Below are 23,478 nucleotides of genomic sequence, written 5' to 3'. Positions count from 1 at the left end.
CCTGATCATCGCGGACACTCCCTGTTTGTGCGGGCGCAACAGTTGTCTGTTCATTGTTCGACCAAGAAGGTGGAGCTGAGCTGCGCGCGAGAAGTGGCGCTGCTGTTCAGGTTGGTGCTGACGCCGTAGCCGTCGGCCTCGACCCGCACCAGGGCGCCCTCGTCGGTAATGGCTGCGCCGGCCTCGGTGCTGGTGCGCAGCTTGGCCAGCAGGGTGATCTTGTAGGTGGGGTTGCTGCTGACCCCGGGGAAGCTGCTATAGGACCCCGTCTGCGGGGCGGCTTCCAGGGTGTTCAGGGTGCCGTTCAGGAACTTGCTGTTGACGATGTTTTCGCCATCGCGCAAGGCCGCTTCGGCGGCCTGCAGGGCGACATTGTTGTCGCGCATGTTGCCGGCCATGCTTTCCTGCAGCGAGGTGCCGCGCATGCTGCTCAGGCCGATGATGGTCAGCAGCAGTAGCATGACCAGGGCGATGATCAACACGGCGCCTTGCTGGCTGCGGATGTGCAGTGATGGAGTAGGTCTGTTCATGGTAGGCGGTTACGCAGTCCGATGGTGGTCGAGAAGGTGTGTGCCAGACGGCGGTTGGCGATGGTCGTGTTGGCGCCGTTGAAGGCGATCACCTGGTTTTCCGGGACCACGTTGGTATCGGCGCTGACGGCGAGCAGTTCGATGCGCACCGCGGCGACATTGTCCCAGTTGGTGACGTTGTTGGCGGTGACGTAGTTGCTGACTTGTTTGTTGAGGTCGGCGATACCGTAGAGGATCTGCATGTCCTCGATCCCCTCGACCAGCTCTTGGTCGCTGGCGGTACCGGTGGCATAGCTGATACGGCGCAGCGAAGGTAGGCCGTTGGCGCCGTTACCGATGTAGTAGGTGGCGCTCTCCAGGGTGAGGATCTGCATGTCCGGGCCATAGGTATGGCTGAAGTTGCTGGCCCCCGGGTTCTTATTGCCAGGCGTGCCGACGTTGCCGCGAGTCAGTGAGTTGGCGTTGGCGTTGTTGGTCGTCTGGAACACGTCGCAGCCCTGGCCGTCGGCAATGATGACGATTGAGTCCTGTGGGATCGTGCTCGAGCCGGTCAGGTTAATGGTGTTGGCGTTGAGGGGCGTATTGCCGGACGCGGTGACATTGGAGGCGTTGGCGGCGTGCTTGAGGACAAGCACATCGCCGCGCACGCGATTGCTCACCCAGCTCGGCGAGGTGTCGTTCCAGCCCTTGATTCCCTGGCTGACGTCGAACAGGTCCGGGCTGTAGGCGCTGTGTGTCTCATTGAGCAGATTGGTTGGGCTGCCCAGGCACTCGCCCTTGTAGCCGGCGTTGCGGATATCGTAGGTGAGGAAGCTGGTGGCGAAACGCCCACTCTCCTGCACGCGGAACAGAGCGTTGTTGCTACTGTAGGTCTGCTTGCTACTGAGGAAGATCTGCAACACGCCTCCCATAAGCAGCAGGCTGAGGGCCAGTGCGATCAGCAGTTCGACCAGCGAAAGTCCTTTTTGCCGCAGGTGAAGGGTCGTGTTCATATTTCAGTCCGGTAGACGAAGGTCTCGGTGGGCGTGGTGGTGTCGCCGGTTGCCTTGATCCGGCCGCGGTTGTCGTTCCAGCGCACGGAAATGGTCACCAGGGTGCCACTCTTCTCCACCTTGCCGGTGCCGTCCGGCAGTTTCAGGGCGAGGTTGTTCAGCCACTCGGCTCTGTCCTTCTGGGCAGTGGTGCCGCTCACCGTGTTGCTGCTGGAGGATGTCGGGAAGTCGACGAGGTAGGCGCTGGTCAGCGCGGCCGTGCGATTGGCGCGCATGCGGTCGGCCAGGTCATAGGCAAGCAGCGTGGCCTGGGAGCGGTAATAGGCGCTGTGGTTGCTCTGCATGCTGGTCAGCTGCAGCCCAGCCAAGCCCAGCAAGCCGATGGAGAGCACGACGATGGCGATCAGCACTTCGATCAGGGTGGCCCCTTGCTGAGGCCTGGCGAGTGGGGCGCGCATTAGCAGTTCACCTTGCTCAGGGTGGTGTTTCCGGTTACCGAGACCGACAGCGTGCGTTTCTGCTGGCCGGTGCAACTGCTTTGGGTAACCGAGAAGTTGCTGGCGGCAGCGGCCAGGCCGGTACCGCGGAAGGTGATGCCGGCGTTCGGGCCGGTGATGCTGCTGTCCTGTACGCTGTCCCAGACCTTGAGGACATCGCCGCCGACTTGACGGATCAGCCAGCCTGCGCCCCAGTCGGTGCCATTCTCGCATGCGGTACCGGCGGCATTGCGCCGGCACACCACGACATCCAGGCGACGCTTGATCGCTTCCGAGCGCGCCAGCTGCAAGGCCGTCTGCAGTTCGCTGCCGATGGTGGCGATGCGGTTGTCGCGCAGCATGGCGCTGAATGAGGGGGCAGCAATGCTGATGACGATGGCCAGGACGGCTACGGTCACCATGAGCTCGATCAGGGTAAAGCCTCGGGTGTCGCGCATGACTGTTCTCTACAGAATCGTTGAGCAGATCATCTCAGGTTGCGTGCTATCCACAACAAAAGGGGGATGCCCGGCCACTTCTCCGGGGTGAACGGTTCAGCGGCTGCAGAGATTGTTGCTCGCGGCCCGGTCGATGCGGGCCCGCCCTGCGAGGTTGATCACGATTCGGGCAGCCGGGCGCGTGTTTTCGCACAGGGTGAGCGTGCCGTTGAGAGCATGGGTGGTGCCATCGACCTTGAAACTCAGGTGCTTCTGATTGCGAAAGTTCGACCAGTCCCAAGTGTAGTTGGTTACCAGCGGCTCCATTTGCAGCAGCGTATCGCTACCGTCGAGTTGGCCGTTGAGGTTGACGTCGATGAAGATCAGCAGTTGCTCTTGCCAGCGCCGCGAGCCATTGCAGCTGCTTGTTCCCGCGCACAGGCTGACGGGCATTGCGCCAGAAATCGCCCTGTTTCTTGCGTAGTTGAGGGCCGCGAGCATCTGGTTGATGTGTGCAGTCTGTCGACTCTGTTGCAAGTAGGCGCTGAAGCTCGGCGCTGCGATACTCAGCAGGATTGCGGTGAGGGCAATGGAGACCAGCAGTTCCATCAGGCTGAAGGCCTGGAGGCGATAGGGGGACATGATGCGCTTCCTTGTGCTCATGTATGGACGGCCATCCTGGCCTGCTGTTTGTTTAGCTGAGCACCTCGAGGTGTCAAGTAAGGGGGTATGAGTTGTCGCTAGATAAGTGCATGGAAAATGCGGTCGTGGTGGGGGGCGGTGTCGTCGGTATGCTCTCGGCCTATCGATTGGCGCAGGCCGGGCTCAAGGTATTGCTGCTTGAGGCGGGTGGGCTGGGGCGCGAGTCCTCCTGGGCCGGCGGCGGTATCGTCTCGCCGCTCTATCCCTGGCGCTACAGCTCGGCCGTCACCGCGCTGGCCCATTGGTCGCAGGACTTCTACCCACGCCTGGGCGAGCAACTGTTGGCTGAAACCGGCATCGACCCGGAGGTGCATGTCACCGGCCTGTACTGGCTGGATCTCGAGGACGAAGCGCAAGCGCTGGACTGGGCAAGGCGCGAGGGGCGGCCGCTGCAGCGGGTCGAGATGGCGGCGGTGCAGCGCGCGGTGCCGGCGTTGGCCGGGGGCTTTACCCATGCGGTGCAGATGGCCGGGGTGGCCAACGTGCGCAACCCGCGCCTGGTCAAGGCGCTGCGCGCGGCGCTGCTGAACCTGCCGAACGTGACCCTGCGTGAGCAGTGTGCGGTCAGCGGTTTTGTCCTTGAGAAAGGGCGCGTCCGTGGAGTGGTTACCGCTGAAGGCGAGATGCGTGGCGATTGTGTCGTCGTGGCGAGCGGGGCCTGGAGCGGCGAGCTGCTCAAGGGGCTCGGCGTCGAGCTTCCGGTGGAGCCGGTGAAGGGGCAGATGATTCTGTACAAGTGCGCGGAGGACTTTCTGCCGAGCATGGTGCTGGCCAAGGGGCGCTATGCGATTCCCCGACGCGATGGACACATTCTGGTAGGCAGCACATTGGAGCGCGCGGGCTTCGATAAGACCCCCACGCCAGCGGCGCTAGCCAGCCTGCAGGCGTCGGCCGAGGCCTTGCTGCCGGCGCTGGCCGAGGCCGAGCGAGTCGGGCACTGGGCGGGCTTGCGCCCTGGGTCGCCGGAGGGCATTCCCTTTATCGGCGCGGTTCCCGGCTATGAGGGGCTCTGGTTGAACTGCGGCCACTATCGCAACGGTCTGGTATTGGCCCCGGCGTCCTGCCAGCTGCTGGCCGATCTGCTGCTGGGACGCACGCCGATCATCGACCCCGCGCCCTACGCGCCGGCGGGGCGCCTGGGCTGAAGGTATCGCGCTGGCGGCGACCGGCCGGGTGCTGCTGTAGGCGCCCGAGCGGAGGTGGGGCTCAGTCGATTCCCAGCTTCTTCAGCCGGTAGCGCATCGAGCGGAAGCTCAGGCCCAGGCGCTGGGCGGCGGCCGTGCGGTTCCAGCGGGTTTCTTCCAGGGCCTGCATGATCAGCTTGCGCTCGATCTCCTCCAGGTGGTCCTCCAGGTTGTCGATCTGCGCCAGGCTGGTTTCGCCGTTTTCCCCGGCGGGGCAGGCGTCGGCCAGGCGCAGGTCGCCGGCGCTGATGCGGTCGTCTTCGCACAGGGTGTAGGCGCGCTCGAGCATGTTTTCCAGCTCGCGCACGTTGCCGGGGAAGCGGTAGCTCTTGAGCTTCTCCAGGGCTTCGGGGTCGAGCCGGGCGGGGCTCAGGCCGGTGTCCTCGGCCAGGCGCCTGAGCATGACCTCGGTCAGCTGGCTGATGTCTTCGCGGCGCTCGCGCAGCGGCGGCACGCGCAGCTCGATGACGTTGAGGCGGTAGTAGAGGTCCTGGCGAAAGCGTTCGGCGGCGACTTCCGCCGCCAGGTCCTTGTGGGTGGCGCAGAGGATGCGCACGTCGACCACCAGCTCCTGCTGGCCGCCGACGGTGCGCACGGCCTTTTCCTGGATCGCCCGCAGCAGCTTGACCTGCATCGCCAGCGGCAGGTCGGCGACTTCGTCGAGGAACAGGGTGCCGCCGTTGGCGGCCTGGAACAGGCCCTGCTTGTCTTCGACGGCGCCGGTGAAGCTGCCTTTCTTGTGGCCGAAGAATTCGCTCTCCATCAGCTCCGAGGGGATGGCGCCGCAGTTGACCGGCACGAAGGGTTGCTCGCGGCGCGGGCCCTGTTCGTGGATCAGGCGGGCCACCAGCTCCTTGCCGCTGCCGGACTCGCCGCTGATATACACCGGCGCCTGGCTGCGGGCGAGTTTGAGAATCTGCTTGCGCAAGGCCTGCATGGGCGGCGAGTCACCGAGCAGGCGGCTGTCCACGGGCAGCTCGGCGCTTTCCGGGGCGCGCAGGCGCAGGGCGGTGGCGACTAGTTCCCGCAGGCGAGCGAGGTCCACCGGCTTGGTCAGGAAATCGAAGGCGCCGGCCTTGAGGGCCTGGATCGCCGTGTCCAGGCTGCCGTAGGCGGTGATCATCGCCACCGGGACCTGGGGGTGACGCTGCTGAATGTGCTGCACCAGCTCCAGGCCGGTGCCGTCGGGCAGGCGCATGTCGGTCAGGCACAGGTCGAACGGTTCCTTGGCCAGCCACTCGCGGGCTTCCTTGACGTTGCGCGCGCTGCGGGTGTCGAGCTTCATCCGGCCCAGGGTGATTTCCAGCAGTTCGCGGATATCGGGCTCGTCGTCGACGATAAGGGCTATCTGGCGGGTCATGTTCAGCTCAGCTTGCGCGGGTGGGCAAAGGTGATGCGAAAGCAGCTGCCGCCGCCCTCGCGTGATTTGTAGTCGAGGCGTGCCTGGTTGCTTTCGCACAGCTCACGGGAAATATACAGGCCCAGGCCGGTGCCCTTGTTCTCGGTGGTGTAGAACGGCTCGAAGATGTGCTGCAGCTGCTCGGCCGGCACGCCAGGGCCATTGTCCAGCACCTCGAGCACCGGCAGTTCGCTGTCCGGGTCGCGAAACAGTTTGAGCCAGACCTGCCCTCGTCCATGTTGTTGGGCACTGTAGCGCAGGCCGTTCTGCACCAGGTTGGTCAGCACCTGGGTCAGTTGATGCGGGTCCATTCGCGTCTGGATGCTGCCGCCCTGGGTTTCCAGGTGCAGCTGCCGGTCGGCGGGCGCCGAGCTGCGGAACTCGCTGGCGAAGCGGTGCAGCCAGTACTTGAGGTCGAGCAGCTGAGGTTCTGCCTGGCGCCGGCGTGACAGTTGCAGGACGTTCTCGATCACCAGGTTCATCCGCCGCGAGTGGTCCTGGATGATCTGCGCCAGACGCAGGTCGGGACCCTGCAGCTCTTCCGACTCCTGCAGCAATTGTGCGGCGTGGCTGATGGCGCCGAGGGGGTTGCGGATCTCGTGGGCGATACCGGCGGTCAGGCGGCCCAGGGAGGCGAGCTTGAGCTGCTGGGCCTGCTGGGCAACCTGGGAGATGTCGTCGAGGAAGATCAGGGTTTCGCGCTGCTCGCCACGCTGCAGCGGTACGAAGCTCGGCTGCAGGACCGGCCCGTCGTCTCGGGCTTGCAGGCTGGCCGGGCGCAGGGTCGGGTTGTCCCGCCAGTGTTGCAGGCGCTTGACCAGCGCGGAGCAGTGCGGATCGAGGATCTTGCCGGCCAGGTCCTCGCGGCCGAGCAGGCTCAGCGCGCCCTGGTTGGCCAGCAGCACCCGGTGCTGATCATCCAGGACCAAAATGCCGGTGCGCATGCGTTGCAGGATCAGGGCGTTGAGCGCCTCCAGGCTGGCGACGTCGGCGGCGCGCTGTTCGGCCAAGCTCTCGCTGGCATGCAGGCGCCGGGTGATGCCCTGGACGAACAGCGCGGCGGCGAAGCACAGGGCGCCGAGGGCGCCGACCTGGACGAACTGGGCGGCGGCGGCGGGGCGGTCGAGGCTGAGGTAGAAGGTCAGGTAGATCAGGCCGATGGCGGCCACGGCGGCGATCAGCAGGCCGATGCGCCCGCGCAGCAGGATATTGGCGATCGCCACGGCGACGATCAGCAGGGCGCCGATGCCGCTGGGGGTGCCACCTGCGGCGTAGAACAGGCCGGATAGCAGGATTACGTCGACCAGCGCCAGGCTGAACAGCTGAATCAGGCTGCGTGGCCGCTGCACCACCACCGCCACCAGAATGTTCAGGATCAGGTAGAACCAGCTGCCGTTGCGGAACAGGGCGGGATTGGCCAGGTCCAGCAGCTCGTCGTGCAGGTCGCTGGAGATCAGCAGGACCAGGGCCAGGCCTATGGCCAGGCGGTACAGGTGATAGAGCCGCAGGATGCGCCGACCCTGGGCTCCGCTCAGGGACAGGACCTCACTGCTCACCGGATTTGCGGCCTTGTTCCAGGTGCGCGCGGCTGCAGTACCAGTGCTCGTCCTGGTTGAGCGCGTGCTCGCGTGGCACGTGCACGCCACACTGGGCGCAGCGCACCATGGGGGCGGGCTTGCGGCCGAGGTTGTCGGCACGCTTCGGCGGGCGGATAAAGCGTCGCCAGAGCCAGAACGCGGCGGCGACGATAGCGATCAAGATCAGCAGGCGGAACAGGCCCATGGCTCACTTTTCTCCAGTAAGGCCTGGCAGTTTAGCCAAGCTGGCGGTCGCAGCACAGCGGCCAAAGCCGATGCTGTGCATTGTTTCCGGCGCCGGCGATGCGGGACAATGGCGCTTGTGCAACGGCGCCGCCGATCTCCGGTGGCGCAAACGGGATTAGTTTGGTGGAGGCTGTCATGAGCCAAACCCTGCGTGTCGTGATGGCCCAGATGAACCTGCGCGTCGGCGACGTGCATGGCAACGTCGAGCGGATAATCGAGGCGGCCTGCGGCGCGCGCGATCAGTGGCAGGCGGATGTCATCGTATTCCCCGAGCTGGCGCTGTGCGGCTACCCGCCGGAGGATCTGCTGCTGCGCTCGAGCATGCAGCTGCGCATCGAGCAGGCCTTGCAGCGCCTGCAGGAGCAGGTGCACGGCATCTATCTGGTGGTCGGTTATCCCTGGCTGGAGGACGAGCTGCGCTACAACGCCTGCGCGGTGATCGCCGATGGCCGGCTGCTGGCCAGCTATTACAAGCAGAAGCTGCCCAACTACCGGGTGTTCGACGAGAAGCGCTACTTCGAGTCGGGTGACCAGCCCTGCGTGGTGGACATCAAGGGCGTGCCTATTGCCCTGAACATCTGCGAGGACATCTGGTTCGCCGAGCCGATGGCGCAGGCACGTGCGGCCGGGGCGCAGCTGATGTTCAGCCTGAATGCCTCGCCCTTCCACCTGGACAAGCAGTCCGAGCGCGAGGAGAACCTGGCCGAGCGCGCGCGCGAGGGCGGGATGCCGATCGTCTATGTCAACCAGGTCGGTGGCCAGGACGAGCTGGTGTTCGATGGCGGCAGCTGCGTGGTCGATGCCGCCGGGCAGGTCTGTCAGCGCGTGGGGGCGTTCAATGAGGGGTTCTACCCGGTCGACTTGCAGGTGGTTGAGGACGCAGTGATTCCACGGCCGGCGACCTGTGCACCCCTGCCAGCGCTGGAGGCCAGCGTGTATCAGGCGCTGGTCATGGGGGTGCGCGACTATGTGCGCAAGAACGGCTTCAAGGGCGTGGTGCTGGGGCTCTCCGGCGGCATCGATTCGGCCTTGACCCTGGCGGTGGCGGTGGATGCGCTGGGTGCCCAACACGTCGAGGCAGTGATGATGCCGTACCGCTATACCGCGCAGATCAGCCTGGAGGACGCCGAGGCCGAAGCCCAGGCGCTGGGCGTTGGCTACCGGGTGCTGCCCATCGCGCCGATGGTCGAAGCCTTCATGGGCACCCTGGCGCCGGTGTTCGAGGGCCTGGGCCGTGACACCACCGAGGAAAATCTGCAGGCGCGCTGTCGTGGCACGCTGCTGATGGCGATCTCCAACAAGAAGGGCTATCTGGTGCTGACCACCGGCAACAAGAGCGAGATGGCGGTCGGCTACGCCACCCTCTACGGCGACATGGCCGGCGGCTTCGACGTGCTCAAGGATGTGCCCAAGACCCTGGTGTTCCGCCTGTGCGAGTACCGCAATACCCTGGGGGCGGTGATTCCGCAGCGGGTCATCGATCGGCCGCCGTCGGCCGAGCTGGCGCCGGATCAGAAGGACGAGGACTCGCTGCCGCCCTACCCGGTGCTCGACGAGATCCTCAAGCTGTATATCGAGCACGACCTGTCGGCCAACGCCATCATTGCCGAGGGCTTCGACGAGGACACGGTCAGGCGGGTGTTGCGCCTGGTCGACTTGAACGAATACAAGCGGCGCCAGGCGGCGGTCGGGGTGCGGGTTACCCAGCGGGGCTTCGGCCGTGACCGGCGCTACCCGATTACTTCCGGCTGGCGTATCGGCGACTGATCGAGCGGGTCCGTGGGGCGTGAACGAAAAAGGGAGGCCTCAGGCCTCCCTTTTTCATTCTGGCTCCGCGCCGTCAGTCGAACAGGCCGAAGGTCAGGTAGCTGAACCAGGAGCGGCCCTGGTCTGCTTGGGGCGCATCCGCTTGCGGCGACTTGAGTTCGTCGGGAATCTGCTCCTTGGCGTCTTCGTACTGACGGATCACGTCCTGGCTGGCGCGGGTTTCGCCCGGCGGCAGCGGTGTGTCGCTTTCGATCAGGCCCAGGGTGGCCTTGGCCAGCCAGGAACGGCTGTCGATCTCCTCCTCGCGCGGCACGAACTGGCCGTCGACCAGGGTCGGGTGGTCGGGGTAGTTGAGCTTGAGGGTTGCCAGGCTGGTGGCGGCCAGTTCGTTCAGGGTCAGGCGCTGGTAAGCCTCGGTCATCACCGCCAGGCCGTCGCCGACTGCCGGGGTTTCCTGGAAGTTCTCCACCACGTAGCGGCCGCGGTTGGCGGCGGCGACATAGGCGTGGCGCTTCAAATAATAGTGGGCGACGTGGATTTCATAGGCAGCCAGCAGGTTGCGCAGGTAGATCATGCGCTGCTTGGCGTCCGGCGCGTAGCGGCTGGTCGGGAAGCGGCTGGTGAGCTGGGCGAACTCGTTGTAGGAGTCACGGGCGGCGCCCGGATCGCGCTTGGTCATGTCCAGCGGCAGGAAGCGCGACAGCAGGCCACGGTCCTGGTCGAAGGAGGCCAGGCCCTTGAGGTAGTAGGCGTAGTCGACGTTCGGGTGCTGCGGATGCAGGCGGATGAAGCGCTCGGCAGCGGAGCGTGCGGCTTCCGGCTCGACGTTCTTGTAGTAGGCGTAGATCAGTTCGAGTTGCGCCTGTTCGGCATAGCGACCGAAGGGGTAGCGCGACTCCAGGGCCTTGAGCTTGCCGATCGCGCTGGTGTAGCTGCTATTGTCCAGGTCGCTCTGGGCCTGCTGATACAGCTCGGTCTCGCTCAGGTTTTCGTCGATGACCTCGTTGGATGAGCAGGCGGCGGTGAGGGCGAGGATGGCGATCAGCAGCAGGTGTTTCACGTGCATGGCGGCTTGCGTCCCTGTGACGGCGGCTGTCTTGAGCAAAGCCGTCCTGTTATGATGAGCGCCCCCGGTATCCCTGGGGCAAAGACGCCGTATTTAACCACAAGCGTGTAGCCGAAACCAAAAGGCTGCGCCCCCGCCGTTGCCGAGCATGTCATCCATAAATAAGCAGGCCATCCATTTGACTGCCGAGGTGCCGTCCGAACTGGGCGGGCAACGCCTCGATCAGGTCGCCGCCCAACTGTTCGCCGAGCACTCGCGCTCGCGCCTTTCCGCCTGGATCAAGGAGGGGCTGCTGACCGTCGATGGCGCGCCGCTGCGGCCGCGCGACATCGTCCATGGCGGTGCGCTGCTGGAGCTGCGCGCCGAGCAGGAGGCCCAGGGCGAGTGGCTCGCCCAGGACATCGCGCTGGATATCGTTTACGAGGACGACCAGCTGCTGGTGATCAACAAGCCCGCCGGGCTGGTGGTGCACCCGGCCGCCGGCCACGCCGACGGCACGCTGCTCAACGCCTTGCTGCACCACGTGCCGGACATCATCAACGTGCCGCGCGCCGGCATCGTCCATCGCCTGGACAAGGACACCACCGGCCTGATGGTGGTGGCCAAGACCATCCAGGCGCAGACCCAGCTGGTCGATCAGCTGCAGAAACGCACGGTCAGCCGCATCTACGAGTGCATCGTGATCGGCGTGATCACCGCCGGCGGCACCATCGATGCGCCCATCGGCCGCAGCTCGGCCCAGCGCCAGCGCATGGCGGTGACCGACGGCGGCAAGCCGGCGGTCAGCCACTACCGGGTGCTGGAGCGCTTCCGCTCGCACACCCATACGCGGGTGAAGCTGGAAACCGGGCGTACCCACCAGATCCGCGTGCACATGAGCCATGTCGGCTACCCGCTGGTCGGCGATCCGGTCTATGCCGGGCGCTTCCGTATTCCGCCGGCGGCCAGCCCGACCCTGGTGCAGAGCCTCAAGGAGTTCCCGCGCCAGGCCCTGCATGCGCGCTTCCTCGAGCTGGATCATCCGGTGACCGGCAAGCGCATGAAGTGGGAATCGCCGCTGCCCGATGATCTGGTCTGGTTGCTGACCCTGCTGCGTCAGGATCGCGAGGCCTTCATCGGGTGAGCGCCTGGGCCCATGACTGGCTGACCCCGGACTGGCCCGCGCCGGCACGGGTCAGGGCCTGCGTCACCACGCGCAGCGGCGGCGTCAGTCTGGCGCCCTACGACAGCCTCAACCTCGGCGAGCACGTCGACGACGACCAAGTGGCCGTGAGCAAGAACCGCCAGCGCCTGATCAGCCAGCTGGGCTGCCAGCCGGCCTGGCTCAGCCAGGTGCACGGCATCGCCGTGGTCGAGGCCGATCCCGTTCGGGTGGCCGAGGCCGACGCCAGCTGGACCGGCGCCCCGTCCGTTGCCTGCACGGTGATGACCGCCGACTGCCTGCCCGTGCTGTTCTGCGATCGGGACGGGAGTCGGGTGGCGGCCGCCCATGCCGGCTGGCGTGGCCTGGCGGGCGGAGTGTTGGAGGCGACCCTGGATGCCCTGGCCTGCGCGCCGGAGCATGTGCTGGCATGGCTGGGGCCGGCCATCGGCCCGCAGAGTTTCGAGGTCGGTGCGGAGGTGCGCGAGGCGTTTCTCGCCGCGCACGCCAATGCCGCCGGCGCCTTCGAGCCCAGCGCCAATGCCGGGCGCTATCTCGCCGACATCTACCTGCTTGCACGCATCCGCCTGGCGGCTCGCGGGGTGACCGCCGTCTATGGCGGCGGCTGCGATACCTACAGCGATCCGCGCTTCTTCTCCTACCGCCGCGCCGCGCGCACCGGTCGCTTCGCCTCGCTGATCTGGCTCGCCGACTGACCCGGGTCAATGCCTGCGCGGCTTGAAATACGCACAATCGGCCTTATCTAGTCTTCATCTCGGCGGGCATTTGCTGTGGCCGTTTCAGCGTGCCGGCCTGCCCCTATCAGGAAGGATGACGCCATGCGAATCGACCGTTTGACCAGCAAGCTGCAACTCGCGCTGTCCGATGCCCAGTCCCTGGCCGTCGGCCTCGACCACGCCGCCATCGAACCCCTGCACCTGATGCAGGCGCTGCTCGACCAGCAGGGCGGCTCGATCAAGCCGCTGCTGCGCCAGGTGGGCTTCGATGTCGCCAGTCTGCGCCAGGCCTTGACCAAGGAACTGGATCAGCTGGGCAAGATCCAGAGCCCCACGGGTGACGTGAACCTGTCCCAGGATCTGGCTCGATTGCTCAACCAGGCCGACCGCCTGTCCCAGCAGAAGGGTGACCAGTTCATCTCCAGCGAACTGGTCCTGCTTGCCGCCTTGGACGAGAACACCCGGCTCGGCAAGCTGCTCCTGGCCCAGGGCGTGAGCAAGAAGGCCCTGGAGAACGCCATCGCCAACCTGCGTGGTGGCGAGGCGGTGAACGATCCGAATGCCGAGGAGGCGCGTCAGGCGCTGGACAAATACTGCATCGACATGACCAGGCGTGCCGAGGACGGCAAGCTCGATCCGGTGATCGGTCGCGACGACGAAATTCGCCGCACCATCCAGGTGCTGCAGCGCCGCACCAAGAACAATCCGGTGCTGATCGGCGAGCCGGGCGTGGGCAAGACCGCAATCGTCGAGGGCCTGGCCCAGCGCATCGTCAATGGCGAGGTCCCCGATGGCCTGAAGGACAAGCGCCTGCTGTCGCTGGACATGGGCGCGCTGATCGCCGGGGCCAAGTTCCGCGGCGAGTTCGAGGAGCGCCTCAAGGCGGTGCTCAACGAACTGGCCAAGCAGGAAGGTCGGGTCATTCTGTTTGTCGATGAATTGCACACCATGGTCGGGGCCGGCAAGGCCGAAGGTTCCATGGATGCTGGCAACATGCTCAAGCCATCGCTGGCGCGCGGCGAGTTGCATTGTGTCGGCGCGACCACCCTGGACGAATACCGTCAGTACGTCGAGAAGGATGCGGCCCTGGAGCGGCGCTTCCAGAAGGTGATGGTCGACGAGCCCAGCGAAGAGGACACCATCGCCATTCTGCGCGGCCTGAAGGAGCGCTACGAGGTGCACCACAAGGTGGCGATCACCGACGGCGCGATCATCGCCGCGGCCAAGCTCAGCCATCGTTACATCACCGATCGTCAGTTGCCGGACAAGGCCATCGACCTGGTCGACGAGGCCGCCAGCCGCATTCGTATGGAGATCGACTCCAAGCCCGAGGTGCTCGACCGCCTGGAGCGGCGCATGATCCAGCTCAAGGTCGAGGCCCAGGCGCTGAAGAAGGAAGAAGACGAGGCGGCGATCAAGCGGCTGGCCAAGCTCAACGAGGATATCGCCCGCCTGGAGAAGGAGTATGCCGATCTGGAGGATATCTGGAAGGCCGAGAAGGCCGAGGTTCAGGGCTCCGCGCAGATCCAGGAGAAGATCGAGCAGGCGCGCCAGGAGTTGGAGACCGCGCGGCGTAAGGGGGATCTCAACCGCATGGCCGAACTGCAGTATGGCATCATTCCGGATCTGGAGCGCAGCCTGCAGATGGTCGATCAGCACGGCAAGACCGAGAACCAGTTGCTGCGCAGCAAAGTCACCGAAGAGGAGATCGCCGAGGTGGTGTCCAAGTGGACCGGCATCCCGGTGTCCAAGATGCTCGAGGGCGAGCGCGACAAACTGCTGAAGATGGAGGGCCTGCTGCATCAGCGGGTGATCGGCCAGGAGGAGGCCGTGGTCGCCGTGGCCAATGCGGTGCGCCGCTCCCGCGCCGGGCTGTCGGACCCTAACCGTCCCAGTGGATCGTTCCTGTTCCTCGGCCCGACCGGCGTCGGCAAGACCGAGCTGTGCAAGGCGCTGGCCGAATTCCTCTTCGACACCGAAGAAGCGCTGGTGCGCATCGACATGTCCGAGTTCATGGAGAAGCACTCGGTGGCGCGGCTGATCGGCGCGCCGCCCGGCTATGTCGGCTATGAAGAAGGCGGTTACCTGACCGAGGCGGTGCGGCGTAAGCCTTATTCGGTGATCCTGCTGGACGAAGTCGAGAAGGCCCATCCTGATGTCTTCAACATCCTCCTGCAGGTGCTGGAGGACGGTCGCCTGACCGACAGTCATGGGCGTACGGTCGACTTCAAGAATTGCGTGCTGGTGATGACCTCCAACCTCGGTTCGGCGCAGATCCAGGAGCTGGTGGGCGATCGCGATGCGCAGCGCGCGGCGGTGATGGATGCGGTGGGCAGCCACTTCCGTCCGGAGTTCGTCAACCGCATCGACGAGGTGGTGGTGTTCGAGCCGCTGGCGCGCGAGCAGATCGCCGGAATCGCGCAGATCCAGTTGGGGCGCCTACGTCAGCGCCTGGCCGAGCGCGAGCTGAGCCTTGAGCTTTCCGATGAGGCGCTGGACAAGCTGGTGGCCGTCGGCTACGACCCAGTCTACGGCGCGCGGCCCTTGAAGCGGGCAATCCAGCGCTGGATCGAGAACCCGCTGGCGCAGCTGATCCTGTCCGGACGGTTCGCCCCTGGCAGCGCGGTCACCGCGACGGTCAGGGATGAGGAAATCGTATTCGCCTGAGTCGCAGTAGTTACCCGGCGCGGCGACAGATGACACGGGTTTGCGTCTAGAGGTGTTGCAGCAATAGCGCCAGCGCCGCCGCCTGATCTTCCGCCAGGTCGATGATATGAAAGCCCGCCCAGCAGTGCTTGCCGTCGGCGCCCGGGCGGCTCCACAGGCAATCCGCGGCGAAGCTGATTTCGCCGACCCCGTTGACCACCAGTTCGCTGACCAGGCGGCATTCGACCAGCATGTCGGCCATTTGTGGCTGGTCGCTGAAGAGCATGAAACCGTCAGCCGAAATGTCCACCACGCGGCCGAGGCGCTGCCCGGAGTGCCGCTCGAAAACCTCCAGCTGCAACTCGGTGCTGTGGCGGCTGTGCTTGCGGCGATCGTCCATGGAGGCTCCTTAAGGGGTTTCGGCCGCGCGCCCGGTGAAACGCTGCAGCACACGATAAATGGCATTCAGGGCGCGATCGACCAGTGGCGCATCCTCCTCCTGAGGCAGTATGCGCGCCAGCCCGCGCTCCATTTCGCTGGCCAGCTGGCTGAGCGGTTTGATCGCCGCGCGCTGGCCGCTCTGGTCGACGAACATGTAGTTGTGGGTGGTCGGGCTGAACCAGGAAAGCTTCAGCAGGCGCGTTTGTGCGCCCGTCCTGAATTCGAACCAGGTGCCGAATTCGATGTGTTCCAGTTGCTTGGCGAGCACCTGTGCGCGAGGCGAGGGCGGGGCGCCGGTTGGGCTGCGGCTGGCCAGCGCGGCGTCTTCGCCGAGCATGGCGCCGAGGGGGCTCGCCGGCAGCGTCGGATTGAGCTTGGCGGCGAGCCCCGGCTGCTTGGCCTGCACCGCATGCTGGCAGGCGACCAGGTCGTGCAGCAGGCGGCGGATGCCGTTCTCGTGATAGCTGCCCAGCTGCTTCAAGCCTTTGCGCAAGTCCTCCAGCAGCGGCACGCGCAGTGCCTGCAGGCGCTCGCGCCCGGCATCGTCCAGTTCGGTGCCGCTCCAGGCCAGTTGCTCGGCGACCTCGCAGGTGCGCTGCCATTCGCTGCTCTGGTCGCCGTGGCGCAGGAGGGTGAAGACCAGTACGTCGGCCCAGGTCTGCTGGAGGAAGTTCTGAATGATGGCCGGTGGTTCGCGCTCATGCAGGCTGCGGTCGATCACGTCGAGTGCCCGCTGGCGTGCGCCGAGCAGCTTGTCCCGCCCCTTGGCGGCCTCCACGGCGCGCTTTTCGCGCAGCTCGACCTTGTGCTTGAGGGTTTCGCTGAACTCGTTGAACTCCTCCAGCAGGCGCTCGAATAGCTGAGCATTGCCAATTGGGTCCTGAATGACCTGTTCGACGACCCACTGCAACTTGGCCAGCAGGCCCCGCTCATCGCCTTCGCCGCCATGCAGCACGCCGGCCTGCGCCATGGCATTGAGCAGGCGGCGTGCCGGGTGGTGATGCTGGGTGAACAGCGCTTTGTCCTGCAGGGCGATCTTCAGATAGGGCGTGTGCAGGTGGGAGAGTATGGTCTTGCAGCTGTCCGGCAGGTTGTCGTCGTCCAGGATGAAGTCGAACAGCATTCCGACCAGGTCGACGATGTCGGCCTCCTTGTCAGCCAGCTTGTGTTCGCCGGGGTTGGCGCTGTTCGCCTCCAGTTGCTGCTGCAGGTCGACTTTCAGCCCCTCGACCTGCTGTCGCTGACTTATGCGTTGGGCCAGGTCCTCGGCAGACTGGCGTTGCATGCGGTTGAGCGCTTCGAGCAGGTCGCTGGCGCTGTAGGTATGGCTGGCATCGCGTGGTGCGAAGCTGGCGATGCTGCGGGTGCCGCCGAGCAGAGGCGCGTCGCTGTCGCGCTGGCGGTGCTCGCCGAGCAGAGCGCCGAGGCTGCTGAGCAGCTGGGCGGGGTCGGCCGGCGGTGGCCCGTCGAGATTGAGTGGGGGCTGGGGCGCTTGTGTGCCGCTGATCGCGTGCGTACTGCTGGGCTCGGTCGCGCGGCCAGGCGCGCGCTGGCCCTCATTTGGCGCGGACGCCGCGGCATCAGCGGCCTCGCCGGGAGCAGATGCGGGCGCTGCGGACGGACGCTCGGCGCTGCTGCTGCTGCGCTGGGCGCTGTATTTCAGGTTGGGCAGGACGCCGGCGTCGATGAGGCGCTGGTTCAGGGCTGCATACAGGCTGTCCAGGCTGTGCATGACGTGCTGGTCGAACAGGCCGTAGAGGATCACCTTGATGCGCAGCGGGAAGGGGCTGGGCGCTAGGGCTTCGCGGAATGCCTGGGCAATCATCTGCGGGCCGAAGGGGTTGCCGTCTTCGCCGAGCTTCTTGCCGTTGTTGAGCAGGGCCAGGCGCTGCTCCAGGGCGAAGATAGCCTGGGCGCAGCGCGCCTTGACGCGGCTGACCATATTGGTGACTTGCAGGCTTTCTTCGTAATCCTCGTTCTGCACCAGGGCCAGCTGCTCTGCGTCGACCTCGTCGGCTCTGGTGGGCGGCCTGAGCGTGCCGTCGAGAAAGTCGGAGAAATTGCGCGAGATCTTCTGGTGATAGCTGCGCTCGATCTGCGGCCGCTGTTTGCGTATCTCGCGCATGCTGTCGAAGAACAGCGTCTGCACCTGATTGTTCTCGGCCTGCTCCGCGCATTCGAACAGGGTGTCGTCGACCTGGGCGAAGACGCCGGTCAGATGTTCGGCCAGGCGATTCATCACCAGCTTCCGGCAGCTCTGCCCCAGCTCGCCGTAGCGTGGTTGTATGCCACGGCTGGCGAGGGTCGGTACGGAAGTCGGGGAGTCTGGGGGCGTGTCCTGGATACTCATGCATTTTCCTGGCTAAAGCCTTGCGGCCGGCGCGTCCCGCAACGAACACAGTCTCAGTAGATATAGCAGCCGATGTCATGACTGCAAGGCATTGTCATAAAAGCACTTTAAGGGGTTGACAGGGCGTTCTGGAACCGTAAAATGGCGCGCCTCTGATGCGGGAAACGGCGAACACCGGGAACGGCAGCAGAGCATTGAAGGATGGTAGTTCCGCGATAGCTCAGTCGGTAGAGCAAATGACTGTTAATCATTGGGTCCCTGGTTCGAGTCCAGGTCGCGGAGCCAATCTTCAGCCGGGGTATAGCGCAGTCCGGTAGCGCGCCTGCTTTGGGAGCAGGATGTCGGGAGTTCGAATCCCCCTACCCCGACCATTTTTGGGTCGTTAGCTCAGTTGGTAGAGCAGTTGGCTTTTAACCAATTGGTCGTAGGTTCGAATCCTACACGACCCACCACCTTTCCCTCGCTTCACTCGGGCTGCAGGCCCAAGGCCAGTATGGCCTGATCGATACGCTCTCGCAGCGCTCGGTCCACTCCTTTGCTGCACATCAGGTAACGCAATTGTCCCGCTGGTAAGTCCGGCATGCCCAGTTGCGTCACCCTGGCATCGTACATATCGGCTTCCGCCAGAATATAGGGTATCTCCCGCTCGTCGACCAGGGTGTAGTCGATGCGCTTGGCGGCTAGCATCAGTACGTTATGTGTCGGCGCCGCGGTAATGCTGCTGTGTTCGGCCTGGGCCAGCAGGGCGTCCAGTTCTCCATAGGAATACCCGTCAATCAGGCCCAGACGCAGTGGGCTCTTCAGCAGTGCGGCGAAGTTCTCGTGGGCTTTGACCTGCGAGGCCAGGTCGGTCCGGGTCAGCACGACCATTGGCCTGTCGCGATAGATGGGGCGGGAGAACCAGGCATAGGCACTGCGTTGCTCCGTTTTGAACCAGCCAATCGAGCAGGCGGCTTCGCGCTCCAGTGCAAGTTTCATCTGGATGCGCTTGGACGGGCGCGACTGGAGCCTGATCGTTATGCCGGCCTCTTTGAATATCGCCTGCGCGCGTTCCAGCAGGAAGCCGGCCGGCTCGCCCTGTTCGCTATGGTAGTAGGGCGGCTTTTCAATGTAGTAGACCGGCAAGGGCTCCGCTGCGGCCGCGAGTGCGGTAAGCAGCAGCCCAAGCCAGAGGAGGCTGCGCATGGGTACGTCTCACTGCGGAGTGTGCCGTGCGCAGTATAGGTGATGGTGCTAGTGCAGTTTCAGGCGCGGCTCGGTGCTGCGACCGATGCGGTCACTGAGCATCAGCAGCAACGTGCGGAATGCACCGTACAGTGCCATCTGGTGCATGCGGTAGAGCGATACGTAGAACACCCGAGCCAGCCAGCCTTCGAGCATCACGCTGCCGGTCAGGTTGCCCATCAGGTTGCCGACAGCGGAAAAGCTCGCCAGGGAAATCAACGAGCCGTAGTCGCGGTAGCGGTATTCCGGCAGGGGCTGGCCCTCGATGCGCTGCTTCAGGGATTTGGCCAGTAGCGTGGCTTGCTGGTGGGCGGCCTGGGCGCGCGGCGGCACGTTGCGGCCTTCGCTGCCCGGTTGTGGGCAGGCGGCGCAGTCGCCGAAGGCGAAGATGTTGTCGTCGCGCGTAGTCTGCAGGGTCGGGCGCACTTGCAACTGGTTGATGCGGTTGCTCTCCAGGCCGTCCAGATCCTTGAGGAAGCCCGGGGCGCGGATGCCCGCGGCCCACACCTTGAAACTGGCGGTGATGGTTTCGCCCTGGGCGGTGTGCAAGGCGTCGCGGGTCACCTGGCTGACTGCTGCATTGGTCATGACGGTCACCCCGAGCTTTTCCAGGGTCTGGTGCACGGGCTGGCCGATGCGCTCCGGCAGCGCCGGCAATACCCGAGGGCCGGCCTCGATCAGGGTGATGCGCATATTTTCCGGGCGGATGCGGTCCAGTCCGTAGGCGGCCAGCTCGTGGGCGGCGTGGTGCAGCTCGGCGGCCAGCTCCACCCCTGTGGCGCCGGCGCCGACTATGGCCACGCTGATTTGCGCGCTGCTGTTGCCCTGGTCGGCATGGGCGCGCAGGTAGTGGCTGAGCAGTTGGCGGTGAAAGCGTTCCGCCTGCTCGCGGGTATCGAGGAACAGGCAATGTTCGGCGGCGCCGGGCGTGCCGAAATCATTGGTGGTGCTGCCGACGGCTATCACCAGGCTGTCGTAGCCCAGCTCGCGTTCGGGCATCAGCAGCTCGCCGTGCTCGTCGAGGGTGGCGGCCAGGGTGATGCGTCGTTCGGCGCGATTCAGCCCGCTCATGCGGCCATACTGGAACTCGAAGTGATTCCACTTGGCCTGGGCTACATAGTTCAGTTCGTCTTCCGAGGAGTTGAGCGAGCCTGCCGCCACCTCATGCAGCAGTGGCTTCCAGATGTGCGTCAGGTTGGCGTCGACCAGGGTGACTTTGGCACGGCCGCGCTTGCCCAGGGTTCTACCCAGGCGGGTGGCAAGCTCCAGGCCGCCGGCGCCGCCGCCGACGATGATGATGCGATGGGACATGGGACACTCTCACAAGGCTTTGAAGAAAGCGGAGGGCGTGCGGTTGGGCGAGCGCGAAGCAGCTCATAGCACCAACCGGCTCAGCAGGCGGCTCAGCAGGCCCAGTCCGATGACCACGACGAGGATCACCAGCAGCAGGCGCCAGACCCTGAAGGGCTGGCGCGCGACTTGATGTTGCGGTGCGCTCAGGTACTGGTCGACGCGTTGTTGGTCGTCTGGGCTCAGGCGGCTGGACATGGGGGCCTCGATGGGACTGGCGCGGGGTGCCTGATGGCGTTCGCCCGGCCTGGAGATGCTGGCTATTCTAGCCGCGGTGGTTATAAAGGCTCAACGCAAAGGTCATCATTCAGTCTGATAATACCGCCCTGCAGTACTCGCGCGGTGATCCCGCCATGGCCGCGTACTGCCTGGAAGGTGCCGGGGCCGAGGCGTTCCTCCAGGCGGGCGCAGGGCTGGCACCAGCCGGTGGTTTCCAGGATCGCCTGGCCAATGCGGAAGCGCCGACCCTTGAGGCTGAACAGGTTGATGCCGCTGACGGCGATATTGCGCCGCAGCTCCTCCGCCCGCAGCGGCTGCTCGGCGGTTCGCCCGATCAAGGCGCCGATCACCGGCAGGTGCTCCCACTGAATCAGGGTCACCTGGCGCGCGTTGCGCGGCCCTGGGCGGCTGTGGTCGCCAGTCAGGCCGGCATCGCGACGCGCTTCCACTGCTTCCAGCTCGAGCATTTCGCCGCGCGCGAGCGGGCGCACGCCAATCCAGCGTACTCGACCCTGTTGTGGGACGGTGGCGAGCAATTGCTGCAGCGGGCTCATAGGCTGATTCCAACGTCGAACAGCACGCTGCGGCCCAGGTTGCCGCGCAGGAAGTCCGGCGCGTCCGGGTGGGCGAACAGCACTCGCGCAAAAGTCGGACCTACCAGCGACAGCGAGCGCCAGCCTTGGCGCAGATACTCGGTGGGCGGGGGGAAGTGGCTGTTGAAGTCCGGTACGGCGCGCTTGAGGTTGACGTAGGCGAGCAGGTCCAGCTCGCCGAGGTCGAGGCCGCGCTCGCTGTAGTTGTGCGCTTTCTTGCGCAGGGTCGGCCCCAGGCGTGCCTGCAGTTCTGCCGCTGGGATGCGCCTTGGCTTGGCTTCGCGGCGAACCAGTTGCTTGAGGGAAAAGGCGCTGCGGCGGCGCTCCAGTTCAGCGCGCCATTCGTCGTTCAGGCGCCGCCCTTCGTCGAGTACGAAGAACACCTCGAAGCTGGCTTCGCGAAACAGCACGTCGGGCGGCTCCTGTTCGGCTGCGCTGAACTCCTCGAGGCGGTGCTCGATGTTCAGGGCTTGCAACAGGCGCTGGCACACCCAGCGCTCGCGCTCCCACTTGCGGGCGTTGGAGAGAAAGGCATTGGCTTGCTCGGCCTGGTGCGTGAGCAGGCGCAAGTAGTCGGAGTCGTCCATGCGCTCAGCTTAGCCCGTGGTGCGGGGCGCTTGGTACCCTTTGGGCGCCAATAGACATCTGGCACCGCGGCGTATCAGGCGTGTCGCGGCGGCCCGGCGGTTGGCTGCCGGCAGCTTTGTCGTCGTCCGGAGTCCCCAGCTAATGTGATGTTGCAGTGGGGGCGCGTGGTCAGTCGCTGGTGGCCGATTGCCGCAGCCAGCTTGCGCCGATTCGATTGTGTGGGCGGCGGTGTAGACTGGTTGCGTTCATCCGCCAAGCGTTGGGGTTTCGGTCATGATCGCGGCTGCGTTGCTTTCATCCAGCAGTCAGTGGGTTGGTTGGCTGCTGTATCTGGCGGTGCTGCTGTGGGCGATTTGGCGTGCGCCCTGGCTGGCGCTGTTCAGTGACCTGCGCCGGCAGCACCTGCTGTGCGGCACGGCGTTCGCGCTGTTTCTGCTGTGGCTGGTGCGGCGCGATTTCGACTCCGGGCTGTCCTACCACTTGATCGGCATGACCGCGGTGACCCTGTTGCTCGACTGGCCGCTGGCGATTCTGGCTGGTGCCGCGGCTCAGTTGGGCATGCTGGTGCTGGGGTATCAGGACCTGCGGGCGTTGGGGGTGAACGGTGTGTTGCTGGTGCTGGTACCAGTGTTGATTGCCGAGCTTTGTGCCCTACGGGTAGAGCGCGCGCACCCGCGCAACCTGTTCGTCTATATCTTCTTCTGTGCGTTCTTTCCGGCGGCCCTGTCAGCATTAGCTTGCATTCTGCTCGGGTTGGGTCTGCTCTGGCTCGACGGGCTGTTCACGCTGCCGTACTGGCTGGGCGACCTGGCCGGCTACCTGTGGCTGGCGATGTTTCCCGAGGCCTTTATCAACGGCATGCTGATCACTGCGCTGGTGGTGTTCTGTCCCGACTGGCTGGAGACCTTCAATCGCACGCGCTACCTGTCGGCGCCATGGAGAGGCGACGACAGGTCAGATTGAATGGTAGGGCGGCGGGCGCGATCTGCGGGCTGTTATCAGTGCTGGCGCGGCGGCAACTCGCCGGAAAACAGGTCGTCCTCCAGTTCATTGCCGGGAATCGCGTGTTCTTCCGATGCCCAGGCGCCCAGGTCGATCAGCTTGCAGCGCTCGGAGCAGAACGGCCGGCTCGGACTTTGCGGGCCCCATTCCACGGGGGCGCAGCAGGTGGGGCAGGCGACGGTGGTGGGTGCGCTCATGGTTGGCCTCCGCTTAAAGTGAGATAAAAATTGTGCAGGCGTTCGACTTCGCTGCGCAACCAGTGCAGGTCGCGGTCATTCACCAGCACATCGTCGGCGTAGCGCAGGCGCTCTTCCCGGCTGGCCTGGGCCCTGAGGATGGCCTGCACCTGTTCGGCGGTGGCCTGATCGCGGTCCATGGTGCGCTGCACGCGCAACTGTTCGGGGGCGTCGATCACCAGTATCCGCTGAGTCAGTTGGTGCTGGCCCGATTCCACCAGCAGGGGCGACACTAGCGCAGCGTAGGGGGATTCGGCGCGGGCCAGGTAGTCGACGATCCGTTGGCGGATCAAGGGGTGTAGCAAGGCCTCCAGCCAGCGGCGCTCGGCGACATCGGCAAACACGCGCGCGCGCAGGGCGGCGCGGTCCAGTTGGCCATCGGCTTGCAGTACCTCGGCGCCGAAGTGCTCGGCTATCTTCGCCAGTGCCGGCTGGCCGGGCTCGACCACCCAGCGCGCGGCATGATCGGCGTCCACCAGATGCACGCCCAGGTCGATGAACAGCTGCGCGACTGCGCTCTTGCCGCTGCCAATGCCGCCAGTAATACCGAGGATCCAGGGCTTCATAAACGGGTG

At 65.3% G+C, this 23,478-nt stretch carries 24 protein-coding genes and 3 tRNA genes; 9 read left to right on the top strand and 18 right to left on the bottom strand.

Going from position 1 to position 23,478, the window contains the following annotated elements; all coding sequences use genetic code 11:
* Positions 1-50: 50 nt before the first annotated feature.
* The 5 genes from ACSX1D_RS17415 to ACSX1D_RS17395 all read right to left on the bottom strand — a co-directional run bounded on the left by ACSX1D_RS17415 (position 51) and on the right by ACSX1D_RS17395 (position 3,077).
* On the bottom strand, positions 51-530 hold the full coding sequence (locus ACSX1D_RS17415) for a pilus assembly PilX family protein (protein ID WP_439859700.1): 480 nt from the start codon (positions 528-530) through the stop codon (positions 51-53).
* Positions 527-1,522 carry a PilW family protein gene (locus tag ACSX1D_RS17410; protein ID WP_439859699.1) on the bottom strand — a complete coding sequence of 332 codons (996 nt, stop codon included), beginning with the start codon at positions 1,520-1,522 and terminating at the stop codon, positions 527-529. The genes ACSX1D_RS17415 and ACSX1D_RS17410 overlap by 4 nt, the downstream gene beginning before the upstream one ends.
* Positions 1,519-1,980 carry a type IV pilus modification protein PilV gene (gene pilV / locus ACSX1D_RS17405; protein WP_439859698.1) on the bottom strand — a complete coding sequence of 154 codons (462 nt, stop codon included), beginning with the start codon at positions 1,978-1,980 and terminating at the stop codon, positions 1,519-1,521. Before pilV ends, ACSX1D_RS17410 begins: the two co-directional genes overlap by 4 nt.
* Positions 1,980-2,456: a GspH/FimT family pseudopilin gene (locus ACSX1D_RS17400; RefSeq protein ID WP_439859697.1), complete on the bottom strand. Its 477-nt coding sequence runs from the start codon at positions 2,454-2,456 to the stop codon at positions 1,980-1,982. The genes pilV and ACSX1D_RS17400 overlap by 1 nt, the downstream gene beginning before the upstream one ends.
* Before the next feature lie 96 nt (positions 2,457-2,552).
* Positions 2,553-3,077 (bottom strand): GspH/FimT family pseudopilin, encoded by a 525-nt coding sequence (locus ACSX1D_RS17395; protein ID WP_439859696.1) that lies wholly within the window; start codon positions 3,075-3,077, stop codon positions 2,553-2,555.
* A gap of 110 nt (positions 3,078-3,187) precedes the next feature.
* Between ACSX1D_RS17395 and thiO the strand changes: the two genes are divergently transcribed.
* A complete protein-coding gene (gene thiO / locus ACSX1D_RS17390; RefSeq protein WP_439859695.1) occupies positions 3,188-4,282 on the top strand; it encodes a glycine oxidase ThiO in 1,095 nt (364 codons plus the stop codon).
* A gap of 61 nt (positions 4,283-4,343) precedes the next feature.
* On the opposite strand, the gene ACSX1D_RS17385 is transcribed toward thiO, so the two are convergent.
* From ACSX1D_RS17385 to ACSX1D_RS17375, 3 genes are read right to left on the bottom strand one after another with little or no spacing between them, the layout of a single operon-like run.
* Positions 4,344-5,681 (bottom strand): sigma-54-dependent transcriptional regulator, encoded by a 1,338-nt coding sequence (locus ACSX1D_RS17385; protein ID WP_439859694.1) that lies wholly within the window; start codon positions 5,679-5,681, stop codon positions 4,344-4,346.
* A gap of 2 nt (positions 5,682-5,683) precedes the next feature.
* Positions 5,684-7,276, bottom strand: a complete 1,593-nt coding sequence (locus ACSX1D_RS17380) for a two-component system sensor histidine kinase NtrB (RefSeq protein WP_439859693.1) — start codon at positions 7,274-7,276, stop codon at positions 5,684-5,686.
* Positions 7,266-7,502, bottom strand: a complete 237-nt coding sequence (locus ACSX1D_RS17375; protein ID WP_439859692.1) for a PP0621 family protein — start codon at positions 7,500-7,502, stop codon at positions 7,266-7,268. The genes ACSX1D_RS17380 and ACSX1D_RS17375 overlap by 11 nt, the downstream gene beginning before the upstream one ends.
* Positions 7,503-7,678: 176 nt before the next feature.
* On the opposite strand from ACSX1D_RS17375, the gene ACSX1D_RS17370 reads away from it, so the two are divergent.
* Positions 7,679-9,310, top strand: coding sequence for an NAD+ synthase (locus tag ACSX1D_RS17370; RefSeq protein ID WP_439859691.1), 1,632 nt, complete (start codon positions 7,679-7,681; stop codon positions 9,308-9,310).
* A 73-nt stretch (positions 9,311-9,383) separates the two neighbouring features.
* On the opposite strand, the gene ACSX1D_RS17365 is transcribed toward ACSX1D_RS17370, so the two are convergent.
* Positions 9,384-10,376 (bottom strand): outer membrane protein assembly factor BamD, encoded by a 993-nt coding sequence (locus ACSX1D_RS17365; protein ID WP_439859690.1) that lies wholly within the window; start codon positions 10,374-10,376, stop codon positions 9,384-9,386.
* A gap of 148 nt (positions 10,377-10,524) precedes the next feature.
* On the opposite strand from ACSX1D_RS17365, the gene rluD reads away from it, so the two are divergent.
* The 3 genes from rluD (at position 10,525) to clpB (ending at position 14,921) form a co-directional block, all read left to right on the top strand.
* The gene (rluD, locus tag ACSX1D_RS17360) at positions 10,525-11,499 is read left to right on the top strand and encodes a 23S rRNA pseudouridine(1911/1915/1917) synthase RluD (RefSeq protein WP_439859689.1); all 975 of its coding nucleotides are present in this window, start codon (positions 10,525-10,527) and stop codon (positions 11,497-11,499) included.
* Complete coding sequence (gene pgeF / locus ACSX1D_RS17355; RefSeq protein WP_439859688.1) at positions 11,496-12,233, top strand: peptidoglycan editing factor PgeF; 738 nt, start codon at positions 11,496-11,498, stop codon at positions 12,231-12,233. Before rluD ends, pgeF begins: the two co-directional genes overlap by 4 nt.
* Before the next feature lie 123 nt (positions 12,234-12,356).
* Positions 12,357-14,921, top strand: a complete 2,565-nt coding sequence (gene clpB / locus ACSX1D_RS17350; RefSeq protein WP_439859687.1) for an ATP-dependent chaperone ClpB — start codon at positions 12,357-12,359, stop codon at positions 14,919-14,921.
* A 46-nt stretch (positions 14,922-14,967) separates the two neighbouring features.
* Here the strand turns inward: clpB and ACSX1D_RS17345 are convergent, their stop codons facing one another.
* Entirely contained in the window at positions 14,968-15,300 is a 333-nt protein-coding gene (locus ACSX1D_RS17345) for a PilZ domain-containing protein (RefSeq protein ID WP_439859686.1), read from the bottom strand.
* 9 nt (positions 15,301-15,309) lie between these two features.
* Entirely contained in the window at positions 15,310-17,691 is a 2,382-nt protein-coding gene (locus ACSX1D_RS17340) for a DUF1631 domain-containing protein (protein WP_439859685.1), read from the bottom strand.
* A 209-nt stretch (positions 17,692-17,900) separates the two neighbouring features.
* Here ACSX1D_RS17340 and ACSX1D_RS17335 point away from each other — a divergent pair.
* The 3 genes from ACSX1D_RS17335 (at position 17,901) to ACSX1D_RS17325 (ending at position 18,143) form a co-directional block, all read left to right on the top strand.
* A tRNA-Asn gene (locus ACSX1D_RS17335) sits at positions 17,901-17,976 on the top strand.
* Between the two features lie 9 nt (positions 17,977-17,985).
* Positions 17,986-18,062 (top strand) — tRNA-Pro (locus ACSX1D_RS17330).
* 5 nt (positions 18,063-18,067) lie between these two features.
* Positions 18,068-18,143: transfer RNA gene (locus ACSX1D_RS17325), tRNA-Lys, on the top strand.
* Between the two features lie 13 nt (positions 18,144-18,156).
* Here the strand turns inward: ACSX1D_RS17325 and ACSX1D_RS17320 are convergent.
* The 5 genes from ACSX1D_RS17320 to ACSX1D_RS17300 all read right to left on the bottom strand — a co-directional run bounded on the left by ACSX1D_RS17320 (position 18,157) and on the right by ACSX1D_RS17300 (position 21,664).
* A complete protein-coding gene (locus tag ACSX1D_RS17320) occupies positions 18,157-18,876 on the bottom strand; it encodes a substrate-binding periplasmic protein (RefSeq protein ID WP_439859684.1) in 720 nt (239 codons plus the stop codon).
* 48 nt (positions 18,877-18,924) lie between these two features.
* A complete protein-coding gene (locus ACSX1D_RS17315; RefSeq protein WP_439859683.1) occupies positions 18,925-20,226 on the bottom strand; it encodes an NAD(P)/FAD-dependent oxidoreductase in 1,302 nt (433 codons plus the stop codon).
* 63 nt (positions 20,227-20,289) lie between these two features.
* Positions 20,290-20,463 carry a DUF3094 family protein gene (locus ACSX1D_RS17310; protein ID WP_439859682.1) on the bottom strand — a complete coding sequence of 58 codons (174 nt, stop codon included), beginning with the start codon at positions 20,461-20,463 and terminating at the stop codon, positions 20,290-20,292.
* An 80-nt stretch (positions 20,464-20,543) separates the two neighbouring features.
* On the bottom strand, positions 20,544-21,038 hold the full coding sequence (locus ACSX1D_RS17305; protein WP_439859681.1) for an MOSC domain-containing protein: 495 nt from the start codon (positions 21,036-21,038) through the stop codon (positions 20,544-20,546).
* Positions 21,035-21,664, bottom strand: a complete 630-nt coding sequence (locus tag ACSX1D_RS17300) for a DUF1780 domain-containing protein (RefSeq protein ID WP_439859680.1) — start codon at positions 21,662-21,664, stop codon at positions 21,035-21,037. The genes ACSX1D_RS17305 and ACSX1D_RS17300 overlap by 4 nt, the downstream gene beginning before the upstream one ends.
* 274 nt (positions 21,665-21,938) lie before the next feature.
* Between ACSX1D_RS17300 and ACSX1D_RS17295 the strand changes: the two genes are divergently transcribed.
* On the top strand, positions 21,939-22,628 hold the full coding sequence (locus ACSX1D_RS17295; protein ID WP_439859679.1) for an energy-coupling factor ABC transporter permease: 690 nt from the start codon (positions 21,939-21,941) through the stop codon (positions 22,626-22,628).
* Positions 22,629-22,663: 35 nt separating this feature from the next.
* Here the strand turns inward: ACSX1D_RS17295 and yacG are convergent, their stop codons facing one another.
* Both yacG and coaE read right to left on the bottom strand, forming a co-directional pair.
* Positions 22,664-22,864: a DNA gyrase inhibitor YacG gene (gene yacG / locus ACSX1D_RS17290; protein ID WP_439859678.1), complete on the bottom strand. Its 201-nt coding sequence runs from the start codon at positions 22,862-22,864 to the stop codon at positions 22,664-22,666.
* On the bottom strand, positions 22,861-23,469 hold the full coding sequence (gene coaE, locus ACSX1D_RS17285; RefSeq protein WP_439859677.1) for a dephospho-CoA kinase: 609 nt from the start codon (positions 23,467-23,469) through the stop codon (positions 22,861-22,863). The genes yacG and coaE overlap by 4 nt, the downstream gene beginning before the upstream one ends.
* Between the last annotated feature and the right edge of the window lie 9 nt (positions 23,470-23,478).

Origin of the sequence: Pseudomonas sp. MBLB4136, assembly GCF_051904765.1 — a bacterium.
GTDB lineage: Bacteria > Pseudomonadota > Gammaproteobacteria > Pseudomonadales > Pseudomonadaceae > Aquipseudomonas.
Note: the sequence above shows the minus strand (reverse complement) of the source record. Positions and strands in the feature narration are given on the sequence as shown.

Bases quoted from the DNA above. Each gene is read 5' to 3' on its own strand.
- ACSX1D_RS17410 (WP_439859699.1), bottom strand. From the start codon at position 1,522: ATGAACACGACCCTTCACCTGCGGCAAAAAGGACTTTCGCTGGTCGAA.
- rluD (WP_439859689.1), top strand. From the start codon at position 10,525: ATGTCATCCATAAATAAGCAGGCCATCCATTTGACTGCCGAGGTGCCG.
- ACSX1D_RS17345 (WP_439859686.1), bottom strand. From the start codon at position 15,300: ATGGACGATCGCCGCAAGCACAGCCGCCACAGCACCGAGTTGCAGCTG.
- ACSX1D_RS17300 (WP_439859680.1), bottom strand. From the start codon at position 21,664: ATGGACGACTCCGACTACTTGCGCCTGCTCACGCACCAGGCCGAGCAA.
- ACSX1D_RS17400 (WP_439859697.1), bottom strand. From the start codon at position 2,456: ATGCGCGACACCCGAGGCTTTACCCTGATCGAGCTCATGGTGACCGTA.
- ACSX1D_RS17415 (WP_439859700.1), bottom strand. From the start codon at position 530: ATGAACAGACCTACTCCATCACTGCACATCCGCAGCCAGCAAGGCGCC.
- ACSX1D_RS17315 (WP_439859683.1), bottom strand. From the start codon at position 20,226: ATGTCCCATCGCATCATCATCGTCGGCGGCGGCGCCGGCGGCCTGGAG.
- ACSX1D_RS17370 (WP_439859691.1), top strand. From the start codon at position 7,679: ATGAGCCAAACCCTGCGTGTCGTGATGGCCCAGATGAACCTGCGCGTC.
- ACSX1D_RS17395 (WP_439859696.1), bottom strand. From the start codon at position 3,077: ATGTCCCCCTATCGCCTCCAGGCCTTCAGCCTGATGGAACTGCTGGTC.
- yacG (WP_439859678.1), bottom strand. From the start codon at position 22,864: ATGAGCGCACCCACCACCGTCGCCTGCCCCACCTGCTGCGCCCCCGTG.
- ACSX1D_RS17365 (WP_439859690.1), bottom strand. From the start codon at position 10,376: ATGCACGTGAAACACCTGCTGCTGATCGCCATCCTCGCCCTCACCGCC.
- ACSX1D_RS17295 (WP_439859679.1), top strand. From the start codon at position 21,939: ATGATCGCGGCTGCGTTGCTTTCATCCAGCAGTCAGTGGGTTGGTTGG.
- ACSX1D_RS17375 (WP_439859692.1), bottom strand. From the start codon at position 7,502: ATGGGCCTGTTCCGCCTGCTGATCTTGATCGCTATCGTCGCCGCCGCG.
- clpB (WP_439859687.1), top strand. From the start codon at position 12,357: ATGCGAATCGACCGTTTGACCAGCAAGCTGCAACTCGCGCTGTCCGAT.
- ACSX1D_RS17385 (WP_439859694.1), bottom strand. From the start codon at position 5,681: ATGACCCGCCAGATAGCCCTTATCGTCGACGACGAGCCCGATATCCGC.
- coaE (WP_439859677.1), bottom strand. From the start codon at position 23,469: ATGAAGCCCTGGATCCTCGGTATTACTGGCGGCATTGGCAGCGGCAAG.
- thiO (WP_439859695.1), top strand. From the start codon at position 3,188: ATGGAAAATGCGGTCGTGGTGGGGGGCGGTGTCGTCGGTATGCTCTCG.
- pilV (WP_439859698.1), bottom strand. From the start codon at position 1,980: ATGCGCGCCCCACTCGCCAGGCCTCAGCAAGGGGCCACCCTGATCGAA.
- ACSX1D_RS17320 (WP_439859684.1), bottom strand. From the start codon at position 18,876: ATGCGCAGCCTCCTCTGGCTTGGGCTGCTGCTTACCGCACTCGCGGCC.
- ACSX1D_RS17310 (WP_439859682.1), bottom strand. From the start codon at position 20,463: ATGTCCAGCCGCCTGAGCCCAGACGACCAACAACGCGTCGACCAGTAC.
- ACSX1D_RS17305 (WP_439859681.1), bottom strand. From the start codon at position 21,038: ATGAGCCCGCTGCAGCAATTGCTCGCCACCGTCCCACAACAGGGTCGA.
- ACSX1D_RS17340 (WP_439859685.1), bottom strand. From the start codon at position 17,691: ATGAGTATCCAGGACACGCCCCCAGACTCCCCGACTTCCGTACCGACC.